Here is a 23,496-nt window from a genome sequence, read left to right as displayed (position 1 = left end):
CATGAAGCAATCGACAACGTTTAAACGGTTAATGTCTTACCCATTTTCGCAGCCAAAACCTATGCTAAAAGGCTTGGCGCTACTGTTTATCGCGGCGTTAGCCAGCGCTGGCGGACCTTGGTTGATCCAGTATTTTATTGATGAACACATCGCGAAAGGTGATTACTCGCGTGACATATTGATCTCACTTGCCGCAGGTTACATTGCTTTGCAGCTTATCTCAGCGGTGTTTCAATACTTCCAATCCTTGCAATTTAGTATTGTGGCAACCAACACGATCAAAACGATTCGTAAACAGGTTTTCTCTGGCGTGATCAAGCAGCCTTTATCGGCATTTGATTACACTCCTGCGGGTAAGTTGGTTTCTCGTATCACCAACGATACGGAATCGCTGCAACAGTTTTATGAGTTATTGATCGCCACTGTGGTGAAAAACGCAGTAATGATCTTGGTGATGCTGGGCGTCATGTTTTACATGAGTTGGAAGCTAACCATCGTCGTGTTGGTGCTGCTGCCAATCGTAATCGGCTTTATGTACTTGTTCAAAAAGCTCAGTACAGAAAGCTATCGAAACATGCGTGACCTACTGACAGACATTAACGCCAATTTAAGCGAATCCATTCAAGGTATGAGTGTGGTGCAGTTAATGCTGCAAGAAGAGCGCTTCAACAAACAGTTTAACGGCCTCACTGACGACCATCTGGTTGCCTCGAAGAAAGTGATTCGCTTGAATGGCTACCTATTGCGCCCTCTGATGGATTTGCTTGCTGGCCTTGCCCTACTCTCTCTTGTCGCTATCTTTGGCTTTAATGGTGTCGAGCTGATTGGCGTGGGTGTTCTTTACGCTTTCATCAGTTATCTAGCGCGCGTGACCGAGCCTTTGATTGAGATGACACAGCAGTTGGCATTGCTTCAACAAGCATTGGTATCGAGTGAGCGTGTATTCGAGTTGATCGATGCGCAAGAGCAAACATACGGCGATGACCATAAGCCACTGCAAACAGGTGCGATTGAGCTTAACAACCTGACTTTCAGCTACGATGGCAAACAAGACGTATTGAAGGACATTTCCCTGAAAGCGTCGCATCAAGATTTTATTGCGCTTGTTGGCCACACCGGTAGCGGTAAAAGCACACTCGCTTCTTTGCTCATGGGGTTCTATCCAACCGAAATCGGTGAACTACGGATTGACGGGCGTCCATTAAAATCTTTAGGCAAAGACGTACTGCGTAAAGACGTTGCGATGGTACAGCAAGACCCACATATTCTCCCGGCCAGCGTTCGTGAGAACATCTCTTTGGGCAGAAAGGTAGAAGATGAGCAGATTTGGGATGCGCTGGAAAAAGTCGGCCTTGTTGAACAGATTCGTCGTTACCCGAACGGATTAGATACGCAACTTGGTCAGGGTGAAACGAACCTTTCGGCAGGTCAAAAACAATTGCTTGCGCTCGCACGTGTACTTGTCGCTAAGCCTAAGATTCTGATTTTGGATGAGGCAACGGCAAACATCGACTCGGGTACAGAAGCGTTAATTCAAAAAAGCCTTGAAGTGCTTCGTCAAGATATGACGCTTGTTGTAATAGCTCACCGCCTATCGACGATTTTGGATGCCGACCAAATCATCGTTCTTCATCACGGAGATTTAGTTGAGAGTGGCACACACAGAGCGCTGTTAAAACAAAATGGTCGATATGCACAGATGTATCAACTTCAGCAAGCCAATCGCCATATTCAGCAAATCGAAGAGGAAGACGACAAGCAATTCGAGGAAGCTGTTTAAACAGTCTGCATAATGCACTACCACTGACTTGAAGCCCGTTAGCTATGCTGCGGGCTTTTCTTATACGAAAGTTCCATTCATAATCTAAACAATTTCTTTATTTCTTACCTATTATTGACATAACCCCTCGCTATTATCCGCGAGGTCGTTGTAAAATCGCGTTAATTATCGACACGAGCTATCCCCACTAAAGTGTTTTTCGTTTCGCTCACAGCTCATGTCGGACCGTTTTCTATTGCATATTAATTTCATGACTGAAGTCCATGGACCAAGATAAGTTTACTAACATCTATCGCTTGCCAGGTTCGTTACAAATTCGAATCGCTAAGTGGCAAAAGACTTTCCGCGGCACATCTGATTTAGTTCTTCATCAGGTGCTGATGGAACGTAATAAGCAATTTAAGAAACCAAGCTTTTTGCCAAAGAGCTGGTGCATCACGCCTATCGATGAGAATGACATCACCATTACTCATCACGGTAAGTACATTCAAACCGTCATGCGTACCATGCTGGATAGAAAAGTGTCGTACAAACGTCTTTTCTTGTCTCGTATGGATGCAGAGAAAGGTGAAAAAGTCCTGCGTGAGTACAAACTTGAATGGGTAAGAAAGCACAATCAAATTGCTAAGAAGTACAACCAAATCAAGAAAAAGCAGTACATGAACTTTGCAAGAGAAGAGGAAGAAACCCTCTACCCTTCGATTCCTAAAGGCGAGTTTGATAAAGCGTTGTGGAATAAATTGGTGGTGTCTACTTTTGGTCCCGAGAAAAAGTACAAAAACCCCCATTACGTACGCAAAGCAGATTTCTAAAAAATCCCCCGACTGTTCGGGGGATTTTTTTATGCTTTCGATACGTTAATAGTGACATTGTCACGAGGAGATTAAATCAGGATTGTTATTAACGCAGCGAGCGTTGCAATTGTCCAGCGCTCGCTGACGGACGAGCTGCGACGGTGAGAAAAGTAGGATGAGAGTCGCAGCATTGTTGAACCAGTTAATGACGAGCGTCAGCGCCAAACTCTACTTCTTTATAGATATCGGCCAGTGACTTCTTACCTTGTTTGTCCTTGGCTGAACGCTTTCTTGGTTGGTAATGATACTCTTGGTCTTGCAAAGCTTCTTCATGTTCCTTTGCAGACTCTACGAATTCAGCATTCGCAAGTGCTTGTTGGCGTAAGCGGTTTACTCTTTCTAGGGTTTCCCACAACATACTTCACCTCCAAACGAGTTACTGTATACATATACAGTATTATTTATTCTTAACCTCCTAGTCAATATTTTGATTCCCTTCACGGTTTGCTCCTCTACTCTCACATTAAACCCATACCAGCGTAGTGCTCTGGGTACTTATGAATGATCTGTTTTAGATAGCCTTGATGTTCGCGCAAGGCATTCACGCACTCTCGGGATAACAAGCCTTGATAAACACGTTTCTCTAGTTCTAACAAGGCATACGGAATTGACCACGCTTGACGATATGGATGATGGGTGGTCATAACATCAAACACATTGGCGACGGCTGCTATTTGCGCAGCGATTGGAATACCTGAATGCTCAAGCCCATGCGGATAACCAGAGCCATCTAGGTTTTCATGTTGGTAAGAAATGATTTGTTGGAACAAAGTGACACTCGGATGAACCGGATTACCGATTCTTGCCACAATGTTATCGGCTGATTCCACACATTGCTCAATGTGCTCCGTTAACAGCGCTTCTTGTTCTGCATTCACACAGCGACGATTGCATACGATATCTGCCGGAAGCTTAATGTCGCTTAGAGCATGATAACGAGTGAACATGCCGATTTGCTCCACAACCTCGTCACTGAATTGGTATGTATCAGCAAGTTGGGTGGCAATCAATTGAGCGTACATGCCCATTCGTTTGCTGTGCGAGTAGACCTCTGGTGAATAACCTGGCATCAAGCACTGCATTCTTTCCGCTAACAGCTCGATAGCGTTAACAACATGGTCTTCAGACTCCACCGCGAACTGCACCATTTCAAAGTAAGGCTTTAACCCATTCAAAGCTTCTGCACTGAAAGCGTTCGGTTGAATCGAATTGAGAAAGACGAAGCCAGTAAAGGTTTGACGATCGTAACAAGGGATCGCAACAGATGAGTGATAACCTTCTTTCAATAAGGTTTGAATACGCGGACAGTGGTTAATGTCGTAAAGATCGTTAACAAGACGAGGAATGGCATTGTCGGCAGCAATACTTAAATTATGAAGTTTACGAAGTGGCGCTTCATGATGAGCCAAACACCAAGTGTCGAACTCACTCTCAGCAAAGGATTTTAGCATGCCTTGTTTTGGGTGGTATTTTGCAAAAGACACCCTATCGACACACGGTAAATGTGCCTGCATCCTATTCTTCAGTGTTTGCATTTGCTCATTGAGCGGTTTTGCAAACGGGTAAAAGCTCCGGTGCGCCATACTTCACCTCCACACCAAGTAGAGAAACCAGAAGAAAAGGCTCATGAAAGTCAGCGTATTTGATGTGATTAGAGCGGCTTTTCTCCACCTAAATTATCGACATACCACAACTTAAGTGTACGAAATAAAAACAGATTTTCGCCAATCTTTTCACCGAATATTCTACGGTAATTTAATCCAGATCAAAAAAACCAGCGTACTTTCGCACACTGGTTTTTCGATACATGATGAGTTGTTCGTTATCTATCAGCTTGGTGATTAACCCAGCGCAGGAAGCACGCCCAGAGTAATGAGTAGCTGCGCCATCACAATGCCTGTACCTGCAATACCCGTTACTAATAGTGCTCCCTGACCACCTGCCACGCGGTACTCTCCTGTAAACTCATCGGAGCGACGCACTTTCACCACCATCACCAATGGCAGGAAGATAGCAAGAATAGCCAAAGCAATCGCTGCGTAACCCAGAGCCATGATGAAACCTTGTGGGTAGAACAGTGCAAAACCTAATGGCGGTGTGAAAGTGATCACTGCTGCAACCAAACGGTTTGGTTTTTCACTGTCGCCTTTGATGGTATCACCCAAGAATTCAAACAGACCCAAGCTCACACCAAGGAAAGACGTCAAAAGAGCAAGGTCAGCAAATACACCCACGACGCTACCAAGGTTTGATTGGTGAACCGTTTGAGATAATTGACCGATAAGCGCACTTAAACCGCCGTTTTCAATCAGTGTATCTTGGCTCACAACACCAAGCGTCACGATTTGCCAGAAGATGTAAATAACCAAAGGAATCGTAGAACCAACGATGATGGCTTTACGTAGAGACGAGGTGTCGCCATCTAGGTAGTTCACAATCGCAGGAATACTGCCGTGAAAACCAAAAGAGGTGAAGATGACTGGAATTGCTGCAACGATAAGGCCTTGTTCAATTGGCATGCTCAGCAAGTAAGATTCGGTCACGTTTGGCGCTAGGAATGACAATACTGCAATCATCGTCACCATCTTAAGGCCAAACAGCACGCGGTTAACCTTGTCTACCGTTCCTGTACCAACCGTCACAACCATAGTGACAATAAGAGTAAAGATGATGGTAGAAGTCGAGCCTGAAATATCCAGCCCAAACCACTCTGTTAGACGGTCACCAAACTGAGCACCGCCACCAGCAATGTAAGCGGCACACAATGAGTAGAACAAGAACAGCATCGCAAAGCTCGCAACCCACTTGCCCTTCTGACCAAGGATTTGCTTCGCCAAAGTATGAAGGGTTGCACTGCTGTCCGCATATTGGTGAAGCTCAAGCATCAATAGCGCCGTAAACGCCATTAATGCCCACAGTCCCAACATGATAATAAGAGAGGTTGAGAAACCAATACCTGCAGACGCAAGAGGAAGCGCCAGCATACCCGCACCAATCGTAGTCCCTGCGATAATCAGGGTGCTACCAAACACTTTAGATCGACTCATTGTATATTTATCTTTACAGCTTAATAAGATTTATCAGCATCAGATCGGGCTACAGCACACCAAACCTAACACCATATTTGGAATGATGACGATTCTGTAGGATCTTTCTAATAAGATCAAGCAAAGTGTAAGGATAAAAATCCATATATGTAAATTATTTTATACAGCAGTAGTTAAACTCTGATTTCCGCAAGCAATTGGGCGCACTCTTCTTCATTCATGAACTTAGGCACTGGATAGTTCCAATGCGCTTCTTTAAGTATCAAAGTCACCAACTCGTCAGTGTCAGCGGTTTTCAACAGTGACGACGTTTGTTCAATGCCAATCTCGTTGTACAGCTCTTCCAACCTGTCGAGGAACGCTTGTGCATTTGGCATAGCTTCACTTTGCGCATCGATTAACGCTTCGCTTAGTGCAGTCAGTTGTGGCTCAATCTCAGAGAATGAGAACCGGAGCACTGGTAGCAAAGCAAGGCCATTTGCCATTCCATGAGGTAAACCGTACTTGGCACCTAGGTTATGCGCGAACGCGTGTACATAACCAAGACTCGCTTTGGTAAAGGCAAGGCCTGCATAGTAAGACGCCATCGCCATTTTTTGCCTAGCTTGAACATCACTGCCCTCTTCTACGACACGAGGAAGATATTGAAATATCAACTTGATCGCGGCAACTGAATACGCTTTGGTTTCCGTCGTCGCGTTGCGGGATATGTAGGCTTCAATCGCATGAGTCAGAGCATCTATACCGGTGTCAGCCGTTATCTTTGCAGGCAAATCAACGAGTAGATTGGCATCTAGCGCTGCCATTAAAGGTACTAACTTCGGGTCCATTAGAGGAGTTTTATGGTGAGTCTCTGGCTCGGAAACGACCGCCGCGACGGTAACTTCAGAGCCGGTGCCTGACGTTGTAGGAATCACAAATAACGGTGCTGGTGTTCTCCACACGCGAAACAAGCCGGCCAATCTCTTGATGGATTTCTTGTTGGTCACTCTGGCCGCAATAACTTTGGCACAATCCATTGCAGAGCCGCCGCCAAGCGCCAAAATCGCATCACAACCGGATTCTAGGTAAACATTTAATCCTCGTTCAACTTGATCATAAGTAGGATCAGGTTTTACCTCTGCATAAAGTGCGACGTCCAAACCTCTTGTTCTGGCACTTTCTGCTACTTGCTCTGCCATTCCTATTTTTACTAGCCCTTCGTCGGTGACGAGGAGCAGCTTTTTGAATCCGAGATCGGCGATAGCTTCCGTGAGTTCATGAATGCTACCGGGGCCTGAAAATAACGTTGGTTTCGGTAGAGGAAGAACGTAAGCGGCCACCTTCAGTCCATTGGTGTAACCGCGATAAAGCAGATGTTTCAACATACAAAGTCCTTTTGTTTTTGAGTATTCATTCTAGATGCTTTTTTCTTCAATTCGAGATAGTGGGTTCACAGAATTCCGTATTCATCCATCTACGCGCCTAAGCCGACCAAACCAATATTTATCTACTATTCTATAACTTAAGTACTAATGGTTGAGGACGAGCCATGGGATACAAGCCATTTGCTTTGTTGGTCTTTTCGGGATCCGTTTTTGCGGGCTCATTGGCGAGCTTCCCAGAAAACCTCGACAAACTAGTGCTTGTTAAACAAAGTGTTATCCCTGGAAGAGACGTGGTATTGCCGCCAGATACGCCCACGTTTGTTCAAGAGACCGTCAAGATGTACAACTGGACGAATCAAGGTAAAGGCACCAACCTGAGTATTTATGTTCCGAAACACAAAGTAGATGCTTATAAAAAGCACGGCCCCTATTCCGATGGCTTAACGGCAGTTGCAGTTTACGAAGAAGAAAACATTATTTTTGTCACCGAGCATCTTGCTGGTGAAGTGCTTTACGGGAGTTATGATCGGCAGGGAAACGACATATCAGATCGTCATCCGTCATTGAGGATTGAAACGTGCTACCGCTGTCATAACGGATATAAGGACATTTGCATCAATGGGACATGTGCCGTACCCATCATTGATGTGTTTAACGAGTAGTTCATTACGTGGGAACATCAATAAGAATAAAGATCTTCCTCTCGCACTTTGTTCTCGTCATTCTCATGATAGGTGGTTTGGGTTATTACAATTTTCATAACTCAATGGATACCATCATCAAAACGACGATTGTGTCTCGCGAGCAAAGCGCAAGCGCACTGGTTCATCATGTAAGTGATGCGGTGCATGGCGGTAACTACGCCAATCTCATGCTGCCCAGCTTTAAAGATGAGCTAGAGATGCACACCGACTTGCGTTATTTGTACGTTAACGGGTATTCCTCCGTGACGAATTCCCCCGTGTCTGTTACTTACAATCGTGACGCAAAAGAAATCTGGCGCTCTGACTATCCTCCGACCTTCGAACAAGATCTAGACCAGCGCATCGCTAGGCTTACCTCGGTAAAGAAAACCGGTTCCCAAGCCAATGTGAAAGTGAAGTATTTATTGGCTCGCCTCAATGACGCACGTGAGCAGTATTATATGAGCAAGGAACTCGAAGAAGATTTCACTCTCGATCTCTATCCTTGCCGGGTAATCGGTAAAAGTCACCTGAGCTTTGAGAAAGACATTCTCTACATCACTTTGCCATTAACTGGTGACATTCAAGGCAACATAGAACTGCTTTACGACATCGAATTGGTGCGTGAGATTCGTGATGAATTTGTGGTGGATTCAATTCGCGAAATCGTCCTCGGCATGGCGATCTCATACCCGTTATTACTTTTACTGTCTTACCACATCTCGTCGCCAATCAATAACCTGTCGACCTTTATGCGCCAGAACTTTGAAACCATTAGCCTGTTTCAAGTCCCTAACACTAAAAGGAAAGATGAAATCGGAGATTTAGCACGCGCCTTTAGCCATCTTGTCGACAAGGTGGTCCGCAAGAACCGGGAGTTAGATGACATGGTGAAGCACGATCCCTTAACTGGTTTGTATAACCGTCGTTCGCTTGAAGCCTCTTTCCGCTCGCTGTGCTATCAATCCAACAAGATGTTCATCGCCTGCTTCTTTATTGATATCGACCATTTTAAAGAGTTCAACGATCACCGAGGGCATTTGCAAGGAGACAAAGCGCTACAAAAAGTCGCCAAGACTTTAGAATCGTTCGCGGTGCAAACGCATGGCTACGCTTTGCGATTAGGCGGGGAAGAGTTTGTAGTTCTCGCTCCTGTGCATGATGCGAGAGAAGCGTTAGCGCGAGGCAACCAACTGCGCGGGCGGGTTAAACAATTAGAAATCATTCATCATGATGAACCAACCATCAAGTATCTAACCATATCTATTGGTATTAGCCTTTCAGAGCGCGCACAAGCCGACATCATAGACCCAAACCGCCTGTTAGATGAATCAGACGAAGCCTTGTATGCTGCAAAAGATCTAGGGCGGGACCAAGTCGTACTCTATTCAAACGAAAGCAGGGACAGCGCCTAAGCTCTGCCCCTGCGGATTATTCAGTTTATCGTGTGAGCTTAGTAAGTCAGCTCTGGGTCGATACAATGGAAGATCTCACCGCTTCCTTGACCATTTTCCAGCATCTCAAACAGTAAACGAGCCAATTCTTGACGGTATACCAAACCATGCACTTCTTTAGGTTCCACCAACACACCATTGCCTGTCACTTCGCCATCTTTCAAGCCACCAGGACGGATGATGGTGTAATCCAAGTCGCTGGTTTGTAGCCATGCTTCCGCCAATGACTTCTCACGGACAACACCGCCAAAACCCGCTTTAGAACGGTCAGAAAGGTATTTCCAGCTATCACCGCAACCAAGTGACGTCACCAAAACAAAACGCTTGAGTGATGCTTTACAGGCTGCATCGATAAGGTGACGATGACCAAGGTAATCTACCGGAATGTCTGCACGGAAACTGCCCATCGTGCTGATGATAATGTCTTCTTGATTGAGTTGCTCAACAACGCGATCAACCTCTTCAGCAATCGTGGCATCACATGCAAACGTTGACTGACAAATCGCCTTTAATTCTGGGCTTTTGTCTGGATTTCTCGCCACACCGACAACTTCAGCACCTTTCTCCGCAAAATACTTTGCAATAGCCAAACCAAGACCGCTGCTTGCGCCCCACACTACGACTCTTTTCATAACTTACCTTTTACTACAAACATGATAATGAGAATACTTTACATCACTATTTAAGGTGTTTTCAAAAGATGTCAATCGAAGTGAGAAAATTCTTTCCAAATCAATACGTAGTTCAAATAAATGATCGATAGTTCCGAGCTACGGATGAAATTTACGTGCGACAACCAGTATCATTCTCGGCATAACTATAACTAAGCCTTATGCACGTGTTTTTAGGTTCCAGTTCGCTGCCGCATTCCCTTAAAAACAACATAATAATCAACGCATAGGCAGTAGAAACGTCGGTATTAACAATGAAGCAATCTTCCTACTCCCAATCTGCCTCGGGATTTGAAGTCGATCTAAAACAGGCCCTCATCTGGGTGGCACGCGCGTTAGATTACGTAGGTGTTGATGATACGCACCACAGCCATCGAGTCGCGTACATCGCGTATCAATGTGCACTCACTCTTGGTTGGGACATTAAAAAAGCAGAGTTCTGTTACTTTGCAGGCATGGTTCACGACTGTGGCGTCTCAGAAACTCGCGAGCACATGATGCTACTCGAACAGCTCGTTCCTCAAGACGCCAAAGCGCACTGTATTCGTGGCTACCACACGCTTAAGCAGTGTCGATTACTCACCCAATTTGCAACCCCGATTCTTTATCACCACACTCATTGGATCGACCTCGAACACATCGATATTCCAGCATTTGAAAAAGACGTCGCTGCTCTACTCTACCTTTCTGATCGTCTCGATTTTATGCGCGCGCATTACGTTTCCAACTGTCATAGCGACTTGGTTACTTTGCACGAAGAGTTGATCGCCGAGTGTGTGATGGCTAACGCAGGCACACTGTTTAACCCACATATGTGCGATGCCATGGTTAAGCTGATCATGACGGATGCATTTTGGTTTGCGATGGAATCTGAACACATCGAAACAATTGGACTTCAGTTTGAGAACATTGATTGGCTACAGAAGCAACTCACCATCGAAGACATGAACAGCTTAGGGTTGTTCTTGGCGCGTATTGTGGATGCCAAGAGCCCTTTTACTTATCAGCACTCTCAAAAAGTGGCGGAACTATCTCGTTACTTAGCGAAGAAAATGGGATTGGATGAACACGAGCAAGAGATGATTTTTATTGCGGGATTGGTTCATGATATCGGCAAGCTCAAAACCCCTGATGAGATTCTTCACAAAGAAGGCCCGTTAGACAGGCAAGAATACACACGCATCAAGCGCCATACGATTGATACTGAACTAGCCCTGCACAAGGTGTTCCCCAATGCCAAGATCGCTGAGTGGGCTTCCAACCATCATGAACGTTTAGATGGTTCAGGTTACCCTTATCATAAAACGGCGGAAGCGTTGGATGTGCCTTCTCGTATCATTGCCGTTGTCGATGTCTTTCAAGCGCTTTCTCAAGACCGCCCATATCGAGGCCGCATGACGCAGCAAGAGATTGCCAACATCATGGATGAGCAGGTTGAAGCAGGCAAACTGTGCTCCGATGTTTATCAGGTTTTATCTGCCGACATGCAGGCGTGCTATCAGCTCTCCACGGAAGTTTAGCGCCAAACAAAGTCAGTAAGCAGAATAAACAAAGGGACACCAGTATCGGCGTCCCTTTGTTGTTTTGAAAGCATGTAAACACTGCAAATCAGCACGTGTAGATGGCTTAGTGTGCGATGTCCAACTGGTTGTCTTTCACACCGTTGATACGGAACCAGCCAGCGATGCTGAATCGCTCCGCGTTTGTCGGCAATACTTCATGTGGGAATTGCTCAGACAAGAATACGAACAGACGACCTGAACGCGGAGGAATCTTCGCGATCTCATTATCATTCAAATCGTACACCACCAACTCACCAGCGTCTTCTTCACTCCACGATTCGTTCATGTAGAACACCGTAGTTAGACGGCGGTTTTCATTGCCTTTGAAGCAATCGAGGTGTTTTTGGTAGAAGTCACCTTTCTCGTATTTCGCGAAGTGCGCTTCGTACTCGAACAAACCAAGGAAAAAGTAGCGGTTTGCTTCTAAACGAATCTCTTCCATCTTGTCTAGGAAAGACGCCACTGGCGCGCCCATGTCACGCTTTAACCATTGGATCTTATCGCTACGAATGGTTTCAATACGAGTCACGTCGTCGTTACGACCAATACGTGCTTTCTTCCAATCGTCAGGAATACAGTCACGCAGCTCAGCCACTTCCTCTTGAGAAATAAAATCATCCCAGATGTAGTATCCGTGCGTCGATAACGCGTCGATCAATTTGTTCATTCTATTTTGTTCACTCGTGTGGGTTTGGGCGGTCTATATAAGAAATCCGTGCTACAACAACAAATTCCGTTTTTTATCGAGACGACAAATCCACTTAAATAACGAGATTCAGACGTAAAAAAGCCGCTCTTGTGAGCGGCTATTTAGGTCTACTGTTTGCGTTTAAATTAGCGCGTTTGAAGCGCAATAGAACGAGGTTGGATTGGACGAATTCGTTGAATCACTGGGCGTTGTTTTTTCTTAAGTTGGATATGACACATTTCCAACACTAAACCAAACGCCATCGCGAAATACACGTAACCCTTGTTGATGTGAATAGCAAAACCTTCTGCCATCAACAGACCACCTAGCAATACTAGGAATAGTAGAGCAAGGGTCTTAAAGCCCGGGTAACGCGTCACTAGGTTGTTGATTTTCTCCGCCGTCAACACCATCACAATCGCTGACGAAATGATCGCCGCCACCATGATTGGTACTTCGCTCGTTAGACCAACCGCAGTAATCACCGAGTCCATCGAGAACACAGCATCAACCGCGACAATCTGAAGCAGAACCACAGCCAGACCAGTACGAACATGAGTCGAGTGACCGTGTTCAGTGTGGGTTAACCAACTCCACAACTCTTTCAAGCTTTTCGCTAGTAGGAATGCACCACCCGCAATCATAATCAAATCACGACCAGTAAACGCGTAGTCACTGAAGCTGATTAATGGCTGAGTAAGCTGCATGATCCAAGAGATCGAGAACACCAAAACAATACGCGCCATCACCGCTAGGCCAATACCTAGATTTCGGGCAAGTTTACGCTGGTGTTGTGGCAATCGTTCACACAGAACGGAGATGAATACGACGTTATCAACGCCTAAGACTACTTCAAGAGCAAACAAGGTAGCGAAGATAGCCCACGCTTCTGGTTGCATGAAAAGTTCTAACATGAGTACGCCTCCGGTGATTGGAAGCCATACAGTGAATTGTTCAGTCGACTAAAGGGGTCGTCCATTAAGTTTTTAAAACCTCTGTTACTTAGGAAACGCGAGTAAATCACCTCCTCCCTTTGTACGCAATCCCTTATTTTGTCAGGCTTGTGTAAAGCATCTTTCGTCCTCTAAGGGTTATAAGCCATACTCACCCCATCAAGTGCCGAGTTGAGCCAAACTATTGCATCGAGCTCGAATTGAAACGCCTCTTTTTACGTGCTTCAACAATCGTAAAAAAATGTTTCATAATAATATTTTGATATACTGAGAAAAATCACACGAGTTAGGGTCTGTTGACCTTTCGTGATGATTTTTGCAGCAGTTTGTAGATGTTTTATGCAAGACAGAGGCTTTGATATGTAGCTATTCTACCTGATAAGCCGATAACGCAGTAGAAAGCACCTACAAACGCTGCCCAAAGGGTTCGGCTAAAAGCGTTTTATTCTTTGTTGAGTCAATTTTACTTAGAGCCACTAGGCTTCAATCGACTCGCCGCGATTAAAACGCTTTTATCTCGAACAAAATTTAACCACGAAAGATAAACAGACCCTAGTCTTGCGAATGGATTACATAACACTCTCACGCATTAGCCTTAAACACCTTACTGTATTGCACATGCTGCTCACGACACACAGCGTGACTCAAGCGGCGGAACAGCTCTGCGTGACCCCTTCCAGCGTGAGCAAAACGCTCAGCCAATTGCGCGACATTCTTAAAGATGACCTTTTCTACCGCGATGGCACGCGTTTAGTCCCGACTCCGTTTGCTTTGAACATCGGCCCTTCTGTCCATGGCATTCTTTCCAGCATGAACGGTTTGCTTTACCAAGGCTCGTTTAATCCCGCGTATTACGAAGGTCGCTTTTCTTTGGCTATGCGTGAAAGTACCTTCGAGATCTTCGCACCTATGCTGCAAGACTTGTCTCAACAAATGGGGAGTCGCGCACAACTCAACGTGTACGCGAAAGAGCAAATGAGTTTTGATTCTCTGATCCGCGGGCAAGTCGACTTTATGATTCTGCCGCACGACATCAGCCAACCACCGACGCACAACAAAGATTTGGTTTGGCAGACGATTCTAGAAGACGAAATGATCTGTTTAATGGGCAGCAATAACCCGCTAGTGAAAGAAGAACTGTCAGTAGAGAACTACTTGTGTGCGAGACACATTGGTATTCACGATAAAGACCTATCCCAACCTTACTTTGAACAGAACTTAACTCAGCGTTACGCTAAACGCAGCGTCGCCATGCACGTGGCCGATTTTGGTTCGGCAGCGGTCATGTGCCACCACTCAGATTATCTGTTTACTTGCTCGAAACTTTGGGCACGAATGGCACTGCAAGCCAAGGGATTGATAGAGAGACCTTTGCCGTTTGAGTACGGACAAGTGGCGTATAGTTTGGTGTGGAATAAAGCGAGCCTGAACGATCCCGCTTTAAGATGGCTACAACAACAAGTGCTTAAGGCTTGTGAAACCCTCGGTGGATGCCGAAAGCCCAGAGTGAATAAACTCTGAGCCGTTTTATCTTTATTGCGCTAAACGTAGACCGATGGCATGGTCATTGGTCTGCTGACAAATTGACTTAATTGAGCGTGGAAGCGTTCCATTTCATCCTGAGAACATTTCTCCCACTCCAGAGCTTCACCCGTTACACCGTGATGCTGAAAGGCATTCAAACGGATGTTGACCGATGCTGGCAACGCTTGCAGATAATGCCCCACCGTTGCAACTTCCGTATCTAAATCGCTTTTACCCGGAATATGAAGCAAACGCACTTCGTACAACTTGCCTGCTTGCGCTAAATACTGAATGGTTTGGAATACACGGTGGTTATCTCGCCCGACCAACCAATGGTGCGTTTCGCTTTGCCACGATTTAAGGTCAATCATCGCGCCATCCATGTACGGCAACACTCTTTCCCAACCTGCGATGGATAAAGAACCATTGCTATCGATGAAGCAAGTGAGATGCTGTAATTCAGGATCGTGTTTGATCCCTTTAAACAGCGCAGTAATGAAAGGAAGCTGTAAGGTAGATTCCCCACCGGATACAGTAACACCGCTAATGAAAAAGCGCTGTTGGCGTATCAAATCGAGCATTGCCTCCACAGAGTAGTCAGTAATTTTTGGATTAGATTGGTGCTGACATATCTCTATACAATGGTCGCAGTGGGTGCACTCCTCTTTAAGCCAAACAACGTTGTTGCTTTCGTCGAACTTCAGTGCGCCAGCCGGACACTCACCCACACAATCACCACAATGATTACAGTGATTGATGGTGTGCGGGTTGTGGCAGTTGATGCACTGATAGTTACAACCCTGTAGAAAGATGACTAGACGGTTTCCCGGTCCATCAACACAAGAGAACGGAAGGATACGAGTTACCTTAGCCAAGAGGTGTTCCGATCGTCTAGCCATCTTATTCTTATCCGTCACCAATTACTTAGCGTAAGTCGGTGACATTTCGTGGCTCACCACACGTGGTGAACGCTCTAAAATACCGGTGTTCTTCGCCGCTTCTGCACCTAGGAATGTGGTATTGGTACGTGAACCTTCTGCATCGTATTTCGCGATATCAGACAATTTCACCATGTAACCCGTTACGCGAACCAAGTCGTTTGACGCGACGTTTGCCGTAAACTCACGGTAGCCCGCGTTAAGCGCACCTTTACACAGGTTGAACATCGCTTCTGGGTTTGATTTCACGGTTTCGTCGATGGTCAGAATGTCGCTGATACCAGAACGGTAGTATTGGTGGTGGCCTGCTGTTGCTTGCACGTAAGACACGGGATCTGGCTCGTTACCGTAAGGAATACGAACGCCCGGCGTTACATCCAAATCTAGGCTGATACCGCCTTGTGCGTGCAGTAGCGCTTTGCCTTCTAGACCAAACTTCACTGGCGTGCTTTCTACCAATTCAGACAGTTTTGCAGAGATTGCATGACCGAGCTCGTTTGCCGTTGCATCTTGGCCGTAACGACTTGCATTGCCCTCTTTCTCTAGCAATACGTTTACCGCTTCTGCCATACCGTAGATGCCATACATTGGCGCAAAGCGGGATTCTTCGATCAGGCCTTCTTGTGTTAGGAAGCCTTTGAAGAACTCAGACTTTTCATGCAAATGTGAAGCGCGTGCATCCATCAGCTCAACCATTAAGCCGTGATATTCTGGCAGCACGTTATTGAAGAAGTCTTCACGATTATCTGCACGGTTTGCTGCTTCTTTTAGGTTCATACGCACTAACGTGTTTGAACCACCAGCCAATGGCAGAGAGTTGTAGCAGCTCACGATACCAAAACGACCACCTTCGTACGCATTCGCGTGCATTGGGTAATTCGCGATGTGCGGCTTGCTGCACTCACAAATGTTTTGTGTTGCTTGCTTTAGCAGATCGTCTGGAGTGACGGTTTCGTCGTACATGAAGGTTAAGTTTGGCGCGATCTGTTTTAGCTCGGCGTCTACTTTCAAAATCGTACGACAGATGATGTTGTCCGTCGGGCCAATGTTCACGTGCATAAACGCATCTGGCAACGTGCGATCAAGCATGATCCAGAAGTGCTTTAACTTTTTGTAGATTTGGTCGTCAGTGAGGTCACCAACGTAAGGCATTAGCACGTCATCAAGTTGACCAAGGTAAACCGGAATGTTGGTTACCGACGGCACATGATGGTAAATGATGGTCAACATGTTGATCGCATCATCGAAATCTTCTGCTGGAGCTAACTCCAAGTATTCAGAACCTTGAGAAAGAAATTTTGCGTAATCTGGCAAAACATAGCGCGGCTTAAACGGCGCGTGACCTTCAAACATGTCACATATGACACCTTGCTGCATTGCTTGGCTTACCTCGTCAGAGACGGTCATATATGGAATAGTGGCTTCGGCTTCCAAAGCAAGAAAGTTTGATTTCTGTTTTGGAGACAAGTTGCTATCAGTCGCGATAGCAAGGAAACGCTGCTGAAGATCAGAAAGGCTTTGAGTCATCTAAGATGTTCCTGGAGAAAATACAACGAATACGCCCCTTCTAATCATTTGTTGATTTCAAATCAATCTTGAAGGGACGCGTTGAATTCTACGCGCCAAGAGTCTTTGCCACTAATGAAAAAAACCAAAACGACGATTTCCATTTTGGAAATAAGGTTTTTCTAATTTAACCTAAGATTTAATAACTTAGCTTACCTTGCAGATACTTAGCTTCGATGCGCCGTCGACAGAGCAACACCTGCACTGATGAATACGCCGCCAGTCAGACGGTTGAACAACTTAGCTCTCCCTTTTACAAATAACCAGTCCGATGTCTTCACACCTAACAAGCCGTAAAAGGTTAACCAACTCAGTTCGAACACCACAAACGTGCTAGAAAAAATGATGTATTGAGTGAATAGCGATGCAGAAGGGTCAATAAACTGGGGAAACAGTGCGGTGAAGAACACGATCGCTTTAGGATTACTCGAACCGACAATAAAGCCGCTGGTAAATGCACTTAAATAATCGGACGATGCTTGTTCTGGTTTTGCTTGTGAGAAATCGGGTTGTTTTGAGCGTAATGCTTGGATACCAAGCCAAATAAGATACGCCGCGCCACACCACTTGATGATGTTAAAGACCAGCTCCGAAGAAGCAATCACAACCCCAAGACCGGTGAAAGACAGGGTAAGAATAATAGTAATCGCAGCTAGGCTGCCGAGTGCGGTCATAAAGGCGTGGCGAAACCCGCTGCTCACACCTTTGCTTAAACAAAGTAGCGAACTCGGGCCAGGAGAAGCAGTCAGGACAAGTATTGCGAGGGTGTAATAGATCCAAGTATCGAGTTGCATTGGCGCTCCTTTCCAATGTGCTGATGAATAAGCGAATCACGTGGAATAGCCGTCTTACTCTCGCTTCGATCCATGAAACGCAATAGAGCAAAACACCACATCATTCTAACCACAAACGAACAAGCTCAAAGTTAATCGAGATCCTCAAAAAGCGTTCTGGTTTTGAAGTCAAGGCAGGAAGTCAGAGTCAGAAATCAGAGTAACAAACCTCTGTTTATCTCTCCCCTAACCTACTTTGAGCTGTTTAGTTATGCATTCAACATACTGGGAATATGCAACCATGTAAAGTGATTACTTATTCGACAAGATCATTCGCAGATCGCATCAAATAAGCAGTCACTGTAAGTTAGTCATAGAAAGGTTTTGGGTCCACTTCTAACGATGAAGGTGCGATGGCTTTCTCTATCGAGTGAGAGCTGTTTTTCAAATCCACCATCGCCACATCGATGTAACGCTTGTATTTGCGCGAGTAGAAACACTTCACAATTGGTTTTAGCGGCTGTGAATCGCTGGATGTCCAAACAATGCCGACTCGACCATCGCTCAATTGAACAATCGAACCGACTGGGTATACACCGATGCAGTTGATGAATTTGTACACCAAATCTGGATCGAGGTGGAATGGCGTCAAACTCAACAAGATTTTGAATGCTTCTGCCGAACTCATGCCCTTTTTGTAGACGCGGTCTGCCGTTAATGCATCGTAGATATCCACGATACAGCTCATGCGCCCGTGCATTGGGATCTGATCGCCAGACAAACCCAATGGATAACCGGTACCGTCGAGCTTCTCATGGTGCATCAAACACACATCTCGGCTGACATCACTCAGGCCTTTTACGCCAAGAATGATTTCTCCTGCGAACACTTGGTGCAGCTTCATGTGCTCAAATTCTTCCGGCGTTAAACGCGCTGGCTTATGTAAGATCTCGTCATCGACTTTGATTTTACCCACATCATGAATAATGCCACCAATCGCCAACTGTTTGAGCGTGTCTTTATCGAGGCCCAAATGCTTACCGAAGGAAACCAGCAAACAAGCGACGTTCACTGAATGCTCAAGCAAATAACTGTCTTTTTGCCGCAGCGCCGACACACACTGAAGCGCGTCTGAGTCGATAAAGACGCTGTCGATCATGTCATCCGCCCACGATTCAATCTCGTTGACTTCAATGACCTTGCCTTCAAAGGTTTGGTTGAGCAGTTTTTGCGCCAAACACTTCGCTTCCGCAATCAGTTTTTTGGCACGTTTATGCTGTACTTCGCGAGAACGAAACGCGCGTTGAATTTTTGGCGTAGTCATCACCTCAGAGGCAGCTAAGGTGACATCGTGTTCTTCTTCAACAGGTTTGAACACGCACTCTTGAGCAGAAAGTTTCTGGTCGACCCAAACGAACTTCACCCCACTTGCTTGCAGCTTTTGAATACCCTGCGCAGTGGAGACACGCCCCGCATTGGCGAGGTTAACGCGTTTATTTTGTTCGATTGCAGTCACGAACATACCGATACTTACATCTGCAATGGCTATCTTTATTGAGTCTTCTGGTTTGTACTGCATATCGCGAAACTTTTAACACCTGTTATTTAGCAGACGCATTATAAGAGATCTGACCATTCACTGTTATAAGAATTCGCTATCATTTAAAATTAATGAGCATTCAGTCAATATATGAGACATTCACCGTTCAATAAACCACTTTTAACTTATGGACTTAGCTCAAATAATCATCACAAGTGGTAAGAATTTCGATAATTTGGGTGTTGAATCAATAACTACTTAATACAAATAGTATTTACTGTTGACCAAAGTTTTATAAATACCGATTATTAGTCGCATTATTCTAATAATTACTCTATTACACAGAAACTTTTTAAGCTCATTAACACAACAGACTGCCAATCTGATTCGACTAGCTTCGTTTGCAGTGTAAAAGGACAAACTTCAAAAATATGTCATTTGCGTGTAGCCCGACTTATATACTTATCTCCACAGCAATTTGGATTGCGGGGGCAGTATCTTGACCAACAAGGTTGATCAAACCATTTCTGAGCACGATCGCGAGTTTTTGCAGATCGTTGAACAACGCTTCATCCATATCTTCGATGTGTTCAGTGAAGGACTCTTCTACATGGATGAGTTTGGCACCATGGTTTTCTACAATCAGCGCTTCTATGAGCAATTTGGTATCAATGCGGGCCGCATTAACCTCGATAGATGGTTAGATTTGGTGCATCCGTTAGACAGAGAACGCCTGTCTAAACGCGTTGACGCCCACATCAATACCGACAACACACGTGTAACGACAACCTACCGCCTGCGCAAACCAAATGGCCAATACGTTTGGATTGAAGGCGTCGCAATGACCAAAGAAACAGAACAAGGTCATTATATGGTTGGCAGCCACAGAGACATTTCTGAGCGAAAACTGATGGAAAGCTACATCCATCAGGTCGCCTTTCATGACAACGCGTCTGGCATGGCAAACCGCGCGCACCTGCTGCTGAACATTAATGAGTTTGTGAAATCGCAAAGCACTCACGCGTCGATTTTTTACATTCAGATTGAAGAGATTAAATCCTACCTCAACCAATACGGCAGTGAACTTGTTGACGGCTTGGTTGAGAAATTGCTGCAAACCTTAAGCCACCTCCCTTCTCCTAACTGCACCGTTTATCGGGTTCACGATGATGACTTTGCCATCCTCGTGCTTGATGATGTGCCGCTGGAAGCACTACAAGCCTACGCTCAGACCATCAAGCAAAACTATCACGAAGCAGTGGTGGAAGAAGGCCAGTACCTCGGCAGCAACATCAGCATCGGCTTATACCCATGTGTTGACCCAGAACATTCAGCCGAAGAGATCGTGCGTAAAGCAGCCCGCACATGCCAATACGCGAACGAGAAGAACAAAGATCGAATCGCGGTGTACAGCCAGAAAACGCAGTACGCAGTGGACCGTTATTTCTTTATTGAGCAAGGTTTGAAAAACGCACTGGAAGAAAGAACGCTGAGCGTAAAATTTCAGCCAATCGTCAGTGCATCCGATCTGCAAGTGGTGAGTTTTGAATCTTTGGTTCGGTGGCGCAGCAAAGAGTTTGGTGAAATTTACCCGGATGAGTTTATCCCTGTAGCGGAAAACAAAGGCTTGATTGTCGAGCTTGGCTACCAAGTGTTTGAGAAGGCATGTCAGTTCATTAAGAGCTATCGCGAACGCTATCAAAATCAAGTTCGCGTGAATGTGAACGTGTCTGTTTTACAGCTTCTCAATAGCGAGTTCCCGAGCAAAATCAAAGCAATGACAGATGCAGTCGGCATAGAGCCGCAAGCCATTGTGCTTGAGCTAACCGAGACCTTTATTCTCGACAACAACCAAGCCGCCATCGCGCCATTAAATACGTTGCGAGAGCTTGGTTTTTCTCTCTCCCTAGATGATTTTGGTGCGGGCTACAGCTCGTTAAACTGCTTCTTTGATTTGCCAATGACGCAAATTAAGATCGATAAATCGATGGCGTGGAAAACCCTCACCAACCGCTCATCGCATGAGTATTTGAAATTCTTGATCACCATGTGTCGTGAACAGAATATCGAAGTGGTGATTGAAGGCATTGAAGACGCCAAGATGTGTGATTTCTTTGCGGAAATGGGCGTGGATTACCTGCAAGGTTATTGGTTCTCGAAACCCCTATCGGTGGCCAGTGCTAGCCGATACACGTTAAGCCAGTAGTTTCTTTTTAAACCAATAGCTTCTTAAACAACGACAAAATCTAACTGAGCTAGCGAGTTTTCTAGCTCAGTTTGTATCGTATTCAGCAGTTATCTCAGACGGTCAAACACAACATTCTGATCTAAATGCTCGTGGTACTCGGTGTAGTCTAACCCCATATCGAAGATGTACTTCGTCACCAAGTTTCTCACACATTCCACCAATTGCTCTGCCTGCCACGGTTTTTCGAAGTAACGGTCGATACCCGCAGAGTTGATCGCATTGATTGTGTCCGTGTGCGTCGCCTGCCCGGTAAGCAGCACTTTGCGCGTACGAATGAATCGGCTGTCTTTGGAAATCTCCGTTAGCAGCTCAACACCTGTTTTACCCGGCATCACGTGGTCAGAAATGATCAACGCAATCATCTCGCCTTCCGCATCTAACTCATCCATTAATTCAAGTACTTCATCGGCAGACTCGCAATCTTCAATGTTGAGCCACTGGCTTAACGACTGTAAGTCTTGCAGAACCGCGCTTAACACCTCTCGCTGGTCATCAACGCAAATTAAATTAAGCTTGTCCATGTTCGTCCTCTACCGGTAGTTTAATTCTAAATATGGTTTTTTCGCTGTCACTTTTCACTGCAATCGAACCGTTATAGCCCGCCACAATGCGCTTCACGATCGACAGCCCTAGCCCTAAGCCAAACGACAACCCACCTTTCTTGGTCGTGAAGTTTGGTCGGAAAATCTTTCTGCGTGTCGCTTCATTAATCTCAGGACCGTTGTTTGCAATGGTTACTAAGATCTTATTTTTGCTCACACGCGTTTGTATCTCTATCGCTGGCGAGTCCGTTTCTCTCATCGCATCGCAAGCGTTCTTTAAAATGTTGACCCAAATCTGCACCAACTCGGTTTGTGAGCCAACAAACAAAGGTAAATCAGCCGGACTAAAGCGCACACTTACACGTCTTAAATCGCTTTGTAGCAAAGCAAGCGCTTGGTTTATTGAGTCATTAACTCTAAGTCCTTCTTCTTTGTCTATGTCTGTACGACCTAGCTGTTTCACTGATTTCACGATGCCAACGGTGTGTTTTGAGGCAATGCGCAAATCGTGCAAATCCCGCCCCATCTGCCAGTAACGAATCGCCTCTTCTGGCCGCTTTAACCAGTGCTCGTTAAGGTAATCGGTCGGGACAGCGCGAGCTAATTCACGGGCTAAATCTTTAGGCAGACCGTAATATTTCTCGAAATGTCGCCCTCGTGTTCTTGCTTCACTTGAAGAGATTTTTTGCCCTTGCATCAATCCAAAATCAAAAAACTGGCTCGCTTCAGGATGCACCTCTTCAAGCAATCCCATGATCACGGATTCCAAGCGCTCTGACTTACTGCTCACCACGCCAATGGCATTGTTAAGCTCATGCGCAATGCCTGCAGCAAGTTGGCCAAGTGTCGTCATTTGCTCTGCGGTATGCAGTTTTTGCAATGCCTTCTCTTTGCCCAACGCTTCTTGCATCGCTCGGCGTTGACGGCGAGAAAGCTCGTTAACCATTACGGGCATAAACTGCGCGGTTAAAGGGCCGTACTTACCCGCTTCTACCGCTGGCGTATTGCGCTCAATCCACGCTAACTCAACGTCCGTTTGGGCAATCACCGTTGAAGAGGCAGTCCACGTTCCAGAGAAGAAACTGTGCACACCAATAAACGCGCCCTTAGATGCCGCAAACACCTGAGTCTGCTTTTTGCCATCCTCAGAGAAATAACCAGCAAGCTCGCCAGACAATACGTAATAGAGCCGCTCGTTGTAGCCGTCTTGCTCAATCAATACCGAGCCTGCCGACACCGTAATGCGACGCTCGATATGATTGAAGTAACGCTCTACCAGCGTATCTAATTTACTCTCGTACATGGC

The 23,496-nt window shown here is 45.7% G+C and carries 20 protein-coding genes; 7 read left to right on the top strand and 13 right to left on the bottom strand.

Annotated elements, in window-relative coordinates:
* Position 1: 1 nt before the first annotated feature.
* Positions 2-1,780, top strand: coding sequence for an ABC transporter transmembrane domain-containing protein (locus tag KJB05_RS08330; protein ID WP_208444442.1), 1,779 nt, complete (start codon positions 2-4; stop codon positions 1,778-1,780).
* Positions 1,781-2,043: 263 nt separating this feature from the next.
* The gene (locus tag KJB05_RS08325) at positions 2,044-2,592 is read left to right on the top strand and encodes a hypothetical protein (protein WP_020195938.1); all 549 of its coding nucleotides are present in this window, start codon (positions 2,044-2,046) and stop codon (positions 2,590-2,592) included.
* A 184-nt stretch (positions 2,593-2,776) separates the two neighbouring features.
* On the opposite strand, the gene KJB05_RS08320 is transcribed toward KJB05_RS08325, so the two are convergent.
* The 4 genes from KJB05_RS08320 to KJB05_RS08305 all read right to left on the bottom strand — a co-directional run bounded on the left by KJB05_RS08320 (position 2,777) and on the right by KJB05_RS08305 (position 7,048).
* A complete protein-coding gene (locus KJB05_RS08320; RefSeq protein WP_005442113.1) occupies positions 2,777-2,992 on the bottom strand; it encodes a hypothetical protein in 216 nt (71 codons plus the stop codon).
* A gap of 100 nt (positions 2,993-3,092) precedes the next feature.
* Complete coding sequence (locus tag KJB05_RS08315) at positions 3,093-4,217, bottom strand: HD domain-containing phosphohydrolase (RefSeq protein ID WP_038896487.1); 1,125 nt, start codon at positions 4,215-4,217, stop codon at positions 3,093-3,095.
* A gap of 258 nt (positions 4,218-4,475) precedes the next feature.
* A complete protein-coding gene (locus KJB05_RS08310) occupies positions 4,476-5,681 on the bottom strand; it encodes an aromatic amino acid transport family protein (protein WP_009704250.1) in 1,206 nt (401 codons plus the stop codon).
* Positions 5,682-5,854: 173 nt separating this feature from the next.
* Positions 5,855-7,048 carry an iron-containing alcohol dehydrogenase gene (locus KJB05_RS08305; protein ID WP_208444443.1) on the bottom strand — a complete coding sequence of 398 codons (1,194 nt, stop codon included), beginning with the start codon at positions 7,046-7,048 and terminating at the stop codon, positions 5,855-5,857.
* 164 nt (positions 7,049-7,212) lie between these two features.
* On the opposite strand from KJB05_RS08305, the gene KJB05_RS08300 reads away from it, so the two are divergent.
* Together KJB05_RS08300 and KJB05_RS08295 are read left to right on the top strand one after the other, a co-directional pair.
* The gene (locus KJB05_RS08300) at positions 7,213-7,710 is read left to right on the top strand and encodes a hypothetical protein (RefSeq protein WP_005442105.1); all 498 of its coding nucleotides are present in this window, start codon (positions 7,213-7,215) and stop codon (positions 7,708-7,710) included.
* Between the two features lie 8 nt (positions 7,711-7,718).
* Positions 7,719-9,146 carry a GGDEF domain-containing protein gene (locus KJB05_RS08295; protein WP_005442103.1) on the top strand — a complete coding sequence of 476 codons (1,428 nt, stop codon included), beginning with the start codon at positions 7,719-7,721 and terminating at the stop codon, positions 9,144-9,146.
* 38 nt (positions 9,147-9,184) lie between these two features.
* Here KJB05_RS08295 and KJB05_RS08290 read toward each other — a convergent pair whose 3' ends face one another.
* Positions 9,185-9,817, bottom strand: a complete 633-nt coding sequence (locus tag KJB05_RS08290) for an SDR family oxidoreductase (RefSeq protein ID WP_208444444.1) — start codon at positions 9,815-9,817, stop codon at positions 9,185-9,187.
* Between the two features lie 293 nt (positions 9,818-10,110).
* Between KJB05_RS08290 and KJB05_RS08285 the strand changes: the two genes are divergently transcribed.
* A complete protein-coding gene (locus KJB05_RS08285) occupies positions 10,111-11,376 on the top strand; it encodes an HD domain-containing phosphohydrolase (protein ID WP_208444445.1) in 1,266 nt (421 codons plus the stop codon).
* Between the two features lie 106 nt (positions 11,377-11,482).
* On the opposite strand, the gene KJB05_RS08280 is transcribed toward KJB05_RS08285, so the two are convergent.
* Positions 11,483-12,085, bottom strand: coding sequence for a 2OG-Fe(II) oxygenase (locus KJB05_RS08280; RefSeq protein WP_005442095.1), 603 nt, complete (start codon positions 12,083-12,085; stop codon positions 11,483-11,485).
* Positions 12,086-12,252: 167 nt separating this feature from the next.
* Positions 12,253-13,020 carry a TerC family protein gene (locus KJB05_RS08275; protein ID WP_020195945.1) on the bottom strand — a complete coding sequence of 256 codons (768 nt, stop codon included), beginning with the start codon at positions 13,018-13,020 and terminating at the stop codon, positions 12,253-12,255.
* A gap of 603 nt (positions 13,021-13,623) precedes the next feature.
* Between KJB05_RS08275 and KJB05_RS08270 the strand changes: the two genes are divergently transcribed.
* Positions 13,624-14,580: a LysR family transcriptional regulator gene (locus KJB05_RS08270; RefSeq protein WP_005442091.1), complete on the top strand. Its 957-nt coding sequence runs from the start codon at positions 13,624-13,626 to the stop codon at positions 14,578-14,580.
* Between the two features lie 20 nt (positions 14,581-14,600).
* Here the strand turns inward: KJB05_RS08270 and KJB05_RS08265 are convergent, their stop codons facing one another.
* From KJB05_RS08265 to KJB05_RS08250, 4 genes are all read right to left on the bottom strand, one after another.
* Positions 14,601-15,482: a YjjW family glycine radical enzyme activase gene (locus KJB05_RS08265; protein ID WP_208444446.1), complete on the bottom strand. Its 882-nt coding sequence runs from the start codon at positions 15,480-15,482 to the stop codon at positions 14,601-14,603.
* 21 nt (positions 15,483-15,503) lie between these two features.
* Positions 15,504-17,048, bottom strand: a complete 1,545-nt coding sequence (locus KJB05_RS08260; RefSeq protein ID WP_132699036.1) for a YjjI family glycine radical enzyme — start codon at positions 17,046-17,048, stop codon at positions 15,504-15,506.
* Between the two features lie 206 nt (positions 17,049-17,254).
* Positions 17,255-17,881, bottom strand: coding sequence for a LysE family translocator (locus tag KJB05_RS08255; protein WP_208444447.1), 627 nt, complete (start codon positions 17,879-17,881; stop codon positions 17,255-17,257).
* A gap of 346 nt (positions 17,882-18,227) precedes the next feature.
* A complete protein-coding gene (locus KJB05_RS08250) occupies positions 18,228-19,439 on the bottom strand; it encodes an HD-GYP domain-containing protein (protein WP_208444448.1) in 1,212 nt (403 codons plus the stop codon).
* Between the two features lie 460 nt (positions 19,440-19,899).
* On the opposite strand from KJB05_RS08250, the gene KJB05_RS08245 reads away from it, so the two are divergent.
* Positions 19,900-21,606, top strand: coding sequence for an EAL domain-containing protein (locus KJB05_RS08245; protein ID WP_208444449.1), 1,707 nt, complete (start codon positions 19,900-19,902; stop codon positions 21,604-21,606).
* Between the two features lie 89 nt (positions 21,607-21,695).
* Here the strand turns inward: KJB05_RS08245 and KJB05_RS08240 are convergent, their stop codons facing one another.
* Together KJB05_RS08240 and KJB05_RS08235 are read right to left on the bottom strand one after the other, a co-directional pair.
* Positions 21,696-22,169, bottom strand: a complete 474-nt coding sequence (locus KJB05_RS08240; RefSeq protein WP_005442071.1) for a response regulator — start codon at positions 22,167-22,169, stop codon at positions 21,696-21,698.
* The gene (locus tag KJB05_RS08235; protein ID WP_038896477.1) at positions 22,156-23,493 is read right to left on the bottom strand and encodes an ATP-binding protein; all 1,338 of its coding nucleotides are present in this window, start codon (positions 23,491-23,493) and stop codon (positions 22,156-22,158) included. The genes KJB05_RS08240 and KJB05_RS08235 overlap by 14 nt, the downstream gene beginning before the upstream one ends.
* Positions 23,494-23,496: the final 3 nt, after the last annotated feature.

The organism is Vibrio sp. B1ASS3, from assembly GCF_905175355.1.
Taxonomy (GTDB): domain Bacteria; phylum Pseudomonadota; class Gammaproteobacteria; order Enterobacterales; family Vibrionaceae; genus Vibrio; species Vibrio owensii.
Note: the sequence above shows the minus strand (reverse complement) of the source record. Positions and strands in the feature narration are given on the sequence as shown.

Bases quoted from the DNA above. Each gene is read 5' to 3' on its own strand.
- KJB05_RS08290 (WP_208444444.1), bottom strand. From the start codon at position 9,817: ATGAAAAGAGTCGTAGTGTGGGGCGCAAGCAGCGGTCTTGGTTTGGCT.
- KJB05_RS08250 (WP_208444448.1), bottom strand. From the start codon at position 19,439: ATGCAGTACAAACCAGAAGACTCAATAAAGATAGCCATTGCAGATGTA.
- KJB05_RS08255 (WP_208444447.1), bottom strand. From the start codon at position 17,881: ATGCAACTCGATACTTGGATCTATTACACCCTCGCAATACTTGTCCTG.
- KJB05_RS08275 (WP_020195945.1), bottom strand. From the start codon at position 13,020: ATGTTAGAACTTTTCATGCAACCAGAAGCGTGGGCTATCTTCGCTACC.
- KJB05_RS08235 (WP_038896477.1), bottom strand. From the start codon at position 23,493: ATGTACGAGAGTAAATTAGATACGCTGGTAGAGCGTTACTTCAATCAT.
- KJB05_RS08240 (WP_005442071.1), bottom strand. From the start codon at position 22,169: ATGGACAAGCTTAATTTAATTTGCGTTGATGACCAGCGAGAGGTGTTA.
- KJB05_RS08330 (WP_208444442.1), top strand. From the start codon at position 2: ATGAAGCAATCGACAACGTTTAAACGGTTAATGTCTTACCCATTTTCG.
- KJB05_RS08300 (WP_005442105.1), top strand. From the start codon at position 7,213: ATGGGATACAAGCCATTTGCTTTGTTGGTCTTTTCGGGATCCGTTTTT.
- KJB05_RS08270 (WP_005442091.1), top strand. From the start codon at position 13,624: ATGGATTACATAACACTCTCACGCATTAGCCTTAAACACCTTACTGTA.
- KJB05_RS08260 (WP_132699036.1), bottom strand. From the start codon at position 17,048: ATGACTCAAAGCCTTTCTGATCTTCAGCAGCGTTTCCTTGCTATCGCG.
- KJB05_RS08265 (WP_208444446.1), bottom strand. From the start codon at position 15,482: ATGGCTAGACGATCGGAACACCTCTTGGCTAAGGTAACTCGTATCCTT.
- KJB05_RS08280 (WP_005442095.1), bottom strand. From the start codon at position 12,085: ATGAACAAATTGATCGACGCGTTATCGACGCACGGATACTACATCTGG.
- KJB05_RS08315 (WP_038896487.1), bottom strand. From the start codon at position 4,217: ATGGCGCACCGGAGCTTTTACCCGTTTGCAAAACCGCTCAATGAGCAA.
- KJB05_RS08305 (WP_208444443.1), bottom strand. From the start codon at position 7,048: ATGTTGAAACATCTGCTTTATCGCGGTTACACCAATGGACTGAAGGTG.
- KJB05_RS08325 (WP_020195938.1), top strand. From the start codon at position 2,044: ATGGACCAAGATAAGTTTACTAACATCTATCGCTTGCCAGGTTCGTTA.
- KJB05_RS08310 (WP_009704250.1), bottom strand. From the start codon at position 5,681: ATGAGTCGATCTAAAGTGTTTGGTAGCACCCTGATTATCGCAGGGACT.
- KJB05_RS08320 (WP_005442113.1), bottom strand. From the start codon at position 2,992: ATGTTGTGGGAAACCCTAGAAAGAGTAAACCGCTTACGCCAACAAGCA.
- KJB05_RS08285 (WP_208444445.1), top strand. From the start codon at position 10,111: ATGAAGCAATCTTCCTACTCCCAATCTGCCTCGGGATTTGAAGTCGAT.